The sequence below is a fragment of the Cupriavidus phytorum genome, from assembly GCF_003254285.1.
Classification (GTDB): Bacteria; Pseudomonadota; Gammaproteobacteria; order Burkholderiales; family Burkholderiaceae; genus Cupriavidus; species Cupriavidus phytorum.
Genome location: NZ_QKZN01000032.1, coordinates 1 through 5,966, shown reverse-complemented (window position 1 = coordinate 5,966; position 5,966 = coordinate 1). Strand labels below are relative to the sequence as shown.

Below are 5,966 nucleotides of genomic sequence, written 5' to 3'. Positions count from 1 at the left end.
GATGTGCCGAAGCCTGAAGTGGTGTTCAACTACCTGGGCCAGCTCGACGCCAGCTTCGCCGACGACAGCCCGTGGCGGCTCTCGGCCGACAGCGCGGGCGTCAACCAGGACCCCGCCACGCCGCTGTCGCATCCGCTATCGGTGAGTGGACAGGTGCAGGACGGTCAGCTCAGGCTGTCCGTGGCCTATGCCCGCCGCCGTTATCGCAGCGCGACGATCGAAGCGCTGGCAGCGGCGTTTCGCGCCGAACTGGAGGCGGTTATCGCCCATTGCACCGCCGGGGCCGCGGGCCTGACGCCGTCCGACTTCCCGCTCGCCCGCCTTTCCCAGGCCGGGTTGGATGCGCTTGGCCTTGCGCCGCAGCAGGTGCAGGACCTCTATCCCTTGTCGCCGATGCAGGCCGGCTTGCTGTTCCACAGCGTGTTTGGCGAGCACGGCAGCGCCTATACCAACCAGTTGCGCGTCGATATCGACGGGCTCGATCCCGACCGCTTCCGCGCGGCATGGCAGGCGGTGCTGGCGCGCCACGACACCCTGCGCAGCGGCTTCCTGCACCGGGCCGACCCGCCGATGCAGTGGGTGTCCAGGCAGGCGGCGCTGCCGGTGCTGGTCGAGGACTGGCGCGGGCGCGGCGCGGACGAGATCGACGCCTTCGCGGACCGCCAGCGCGCACAGGGCTTTGACCTGGAGCGTCCGCCGCTGATGCGGCTGGCGCTGCTGCGCACCGGTGCGCATCGCCACCACCTGGTCTGGACCGTGCACCACCTGTTGCTCGACGGCTGGAGCACCGCGCAGCTGCTGAGTGAAGTGCTGCGCCACTATGCCGGCGAAACGCTGCCCGCGAGCGGCGGGCGCTTTGCCGACTATATCGGCTGGCTGCAGTCGCGCGACAACGCCGCCGGCGAAGCCTTCTGGAAAGCGCAGCTGGCACCGCTCGATGCGCCGACCCGCCTGCTGGCGGCACTGCCTGCCCCGGAACAAGGACAAGGCCAGGGCGAGCATCACCACGAACTCGACGCCGCCGAGACCACCGCGCTGGCCGGCTTTGCCCGCGCGCAGAAGGTCACGCTGAACACGCTGGTGCAGGCCGCCTGGCTGTTGCTGCTGCAGCGCTGCACCGGCCAGCCGTGCGTGGCCTTCGGCGCCACCGTGGCCGGCCGCCCGGCCGAGCTTCCGGCCGCACAGCAGATGCTGGGGCTGTTCATCAATACGCTGCCGGTGATCGCGTCGCCGCGTCCGCAGCAAGCGGTGGGCGACTGGCTGCGCCAGGTGCAGGCGCTGAACCTGGCGCTGCGCGAGCACGAGCACACCCCGCTCTACGACATCCAGCGCTGGGCCGGACACAGCGGCCAGGCCCTGTTCGATTCGATCGTGGTGTTCGAGAACTACCCCGTGGACGCGGCGCTGCGCCGCACACCGGCCGGGCTGTCGTTCTCCGGCGTGCGCAACCGGGCCGAAACCAACTACCCGCTGACGCTACTGTTCGCGCACACCGACACGCTGCACCTGACCTGCCGCTTCGACCGCGCACAGCTGAACGGGCCGCATGCCGCGCAGCTGGCGCGGAGCCTGTTTGCAGTGCTGCGCCAGATGGTCGCCGACGCGGCGCGCCCGCTGGGCGAGATCGCGCTGATGGCGCCGCCCGAGGCGGGCGCCGCGCTGGCGCTCGGCGTCGATCCGCAGCCCTATCCCGCCGCGGAACCGGTGCACCGTCTGTTCGAAGCCCGTGCCGCCGCGCAGCCCGGCGCGATTGCGCTGTGCTTCGGCGACGAGCGCCTGACCTATGCGGCGCTGAACCGCCGCGCCAACGCGCTGGCGCATCGACTGATCGCGCAAGGCGTGGGCCCGGACGTGCCGGTCGGCGTGCTGGCCGAGCGCTCCGTCGAAATGGTCGTCGCGCTGCTCGCCATCCTCAAGGCCGGCGGCGCCTACGTGCCGTTCGATCCGGACTATCCCGCCGACCGCCTGGCCTACATGATCGAGGACAGCGGCGTGGCGCTGGTGCTGGTACAGCGCCCGGATGCGATGCCGGCGCTGTCCCGTGCCGTGGCCGCCGTCGACCTGGCCGATCCGGCGCTGTATGCGCAGCGCGGCGAGCACAACCCGTCGCCTGCGCTGTCGCCGGAAAACCTGGCCTACGTGATCTACACCTCCGGCTCCACCGGCCGGCCCAAGGGGGCCGGCAACCGGCACGGCGCGCTGCATAACCGGCTCTGGTGGATGCAGGCGCAGTACCGGCTGGATGCGGGCGACACCGTGCTGCAGAAGACCCCGTTCAGCTTCGACGTCTCGGTCTGGGAGTTTTTCTGGCCGCTGATGACGGGCGCGCGGCTGGCGCTGGCGGCGCCGGGCGACCATCGCGACCCGCAGCAGATCGCCGCGTTGATCGCGCAGCATCGGGTCACCACGCTGCATTTCGTGCCGGCGATGCTGCAGGCGTTCGTGGCCGATGGTGCCGTGGCCGCCGCGTGCGCGAGCCTGCGCCACATCGTCTGCAGCGGCGAGGCGCTGCCGGCGGATCTGGCCCGGCGCACCATGGCCCTGCTGCCGCAGGCGGGCCTGCACAACCTGTACGGCCCCACCGAGGCGGCCATCGACGTCACCCACTGGACCTGCCGCGATGACGGCGGGCACGCGGTGCCGATCGGGCGTCCGATCGCCAACGTCAGCGCGCATGTGCTCGACGGCGCGATGCACCCGGTGCCGGACGGCATCGCGGGCGAACTGTATCTCGGCGGCGCGGGCCTGGCGCGCGGCTATCTCGGCCGCGCCGCGCTGACCGCCGAACGCTTTGTCGCCGATCCGCACGGCGCGCACGGCGAACGGCTCTATCGCACCGGCGACCTGGCGCGGCGCCGCGCCGACGGCCAGATCGAATACCTGGGGCGGCTCGACCACCAGGTCAAGATCCGCGGCCTGCGCATCGAGCTGGGCGAGATCGAGGCGCGCCTGCTCGCGCACGGCAGCGTGCGCGAGGCGGTCGCCATCGCGCTGAGCGGCGATGGACCGGCGCGGCTGGTGGCCTACGCCGTTCCAGCCGCCGGTGCGGCGCTCGACACCGACGCGCTGCGCGGCTGGCTGGCGCAGGCGTTGCCCGACTACATGGTGCCCGGCGCCATCGTCGTGCTGGAGCGCATGCCGGTCACGCCCAACGGCAAGCTGGACCGCCGCGCGCTGCCGTCGCCGGAGTTTGCTGGCTCGAGCGCCTACGAGGCGCCGCAGCCCGGCGTGGAAGCGGTGCTGGCCGGCACCTGGGCCACGGTGCTGAAGGTGGCGCGCGTGGGCCGCCACGACAACTTCTTCGAACTGGGCGGCGATTCGATCCTGAGCCTGCAGATCGTCGCGCGGCTGCGCGCGCTGGGGTGGCTGCTGACGCCCCGGCAGCTGTTCGAGCAGCAGACGCTGGCGGCGGTGGCCGAGGCATTGTCGGCGCTCGACGGCAAGGCCGACGTGGTGCATATCCAGGCATCGCCGCGCCGGACCCGCCTGCGCAGCGCGGACTTTGCGCTGGCGCGGCTGTCGCAAGGCCAGCTCGACGGCCTCGGCCTCGACGCCGCGCGGGTGCAGGACCTGTATCCGCTGTCGCCGATGCAGGCGGGCATGCTGTATCACAGCGTGGCGCGCGCGGATGCCGGCAGTGCCTATATCAACCAGCTGCGGGTCGAGGTCGAGGGGCTCGACCCCGTCCGCTTCGCCCGGGCCTGGCGCGCGGCGCTGGGTTGCCACGATGCCCTGCGTACGGGCTTCCTGCAGCGCGGCGAGCAGCCGCTGCAATGGGTGGCGCACGCGGTAGAACTGCCGCTGGCCGAACACGACTGGTCGGCGCAGCCTCCCGATGGGTTGCCGGCCGCGCTGGACCAGCTTGCCGCGGCGGACCTGGCCCGGGGCTTCGACCTGGAGTGCCCGCCGCTGATGCGGCTGACGCTGGTGCGCACCGGTCCCGGCCGGCATCATCTGGTCTGGACCGTACACCACCTGCTGCTCGATGGCTGGAGCACCTCGCAACTGCTTGGCGAGGTGCTGAAGCGCTATGCGGGCGAAGCCGTCGCGCCGCCCGAAGGCCGCTTTGCCGACTACATCCGCTGGCTGCAGCAGCGCGACGCCAGCGCCGCGCAGGCGTTCTGGGCCGGCCAGCTCGATGGCTTCGACACCCCTACGCGGCTGGCGCAGGCGCTGCCGGCACCGGCCGGCGGCGAAGGCTACGCGCTGTTGCAGCACGACTGCGGCACGGCGCTGACCGAACGGCTGTCGACCTACGCCCGCGCGCACAAGGTGACGCTCAACACCGTGGTGCAGGCGGCGTGGCTGCTGCTGTTGCAGCGCTACACCGGCCAGCGCCGCGTGGCTTTCGGCGCCACCGTGGCCGGACGGCCCGCGGACGTGCCGGGCAGCGAGCAGATGCTGGGGCTGTTCATCAACACGCTGCCGGTGCTGGCCGCGCCGCGGCCAGAGCAGGTGGTGGGCGACTGGCTGCGCGAACTGCAGAGCTTCAACCTGGCCGCACGCGAGCACGGTCATACGCCGCTGTCCGATATCCAGCGCTGGGGCGGCCAGGCCGGGCAGCGGCTGTTCGACAGCATCCTGGTGTTCGAGAACTTCCCGCTCGAAGACGCGCTGGCATCCGCCGGCCGCAGCGGCCTGCGCCTGGCCACGCAGAGCAGCACGGGCCTGACCGAATACGAGATGGACGTCGAGGTCAGCCTGCGCCAGACGCTGCGGCTGGGCTTCACCTACATGCGGCGCGCGTTCGACGTGGCTCAGGTGGCGCGCATCTGCTCGCAGATGACGGGGCTGCTGGAAGCCATCGGCACCGTGCCGGGACAAACCGTTGGCGCGCTCAGCCTGCTGACGCAGGACGAGCACGCGGCACTGCTGGCACTGGGCCAGGGCGAAGCGCCTGCCGGCGAGACCCTGCCGGTGCACGCGCACATCGCCCGCCACGCCGCGGCCCGCCCCGACGCCGTCGCCGTGATCTGCGGCGACCAGGTGCTGCGCTACGGCGAACTGCTCGCCCGCGCCGACCGCCTCGCCGCCGTGCTGCGCGCGCGCGGCATCGGCGCCGAGGACCGCGTCGGCATCGCCCTGTCGCGCTCGCCCGATTTGATCGTCGCGCTGCTGGCGGTGATGCGCAGCGGCGCTGCCTACGTGCCCTTCGATCCCGCCTATCCGAAAGACCGGCTGGCCTACCTGTTTGACGACAGCGCGATCCGGCTGCTCGTCACCGAGCCCGCGCTGCTCGATGCGCTGCCCGCGCCGGCCGCGCTGCCGGTGCTGACGCTGGATGCGGTCGACGATGGCATAGCGCCGCTCGCGCAGCAGCCGGTCCACCCTGGCCAGCTTGCCTATGTGATCTACACCTCCGGCTCCACCGGCCGGCCCAAGGGCGTCTGCGTTGCGCACGGCCCGCTCGCCATGCACGTGGCCGCGACCATCGACGCCTACGAGATGGGCCCGCATTCGCGCGAACTGCACTTCCTCTCGTTCGCCTTCGACGGCGCCCACGAGCGCTGGCTGTGCGCGCTGGCCTGCGGCGGCTCGCTGCTGCTGCGCGACGATGCGTTGTGGACACCGGAGCAGACCGCCGCGGCCATGACCCGCCACGGCGTCACCAACGCCGGCTTCCCGCCGGCCTACCTGCGCCAGCTGGCCGAGCATTGCGAACAGAGCGGCGAGCGTCCGCCGGTGGCGCTCTACTCCTTCGGCGGCGAGGCCATGCCGCGCGCCGCGTTTGCCCAGGCACGCCGCGCGCTGGCACCACAGACCTTTATCAACGGCTATGGCCCGACCGAAACCGTGGTCACGCCGATGGCCTGGAAGGCGCGCGCCGATGCGCCCGAAGCCGAGTTTGCCGGCACCTACGCGCCGATCGGGCGCCCGGTGGGCGCGCGCCGCTGCTACCTGCTCGATGCCGAACTGAACCTGGTGCCGCCGGGCGTGGCCGGCGAGCTTTACATCGGTGGCGAGGG

Annotated in this window: 1 protein-coding gene; it reads left to right on the top strand. The window is 72.1% G+C overall.

Going from position 1 to position 5,966, the window contains the following annotated elements:
- Positions 1–5,966 (top strand): non-ribosomal peptide synthetase (locus C7416_RS28725; protein ID WP_146604317.1); only part of this gene is annotated, 5,966 nt, incomplete at both ends.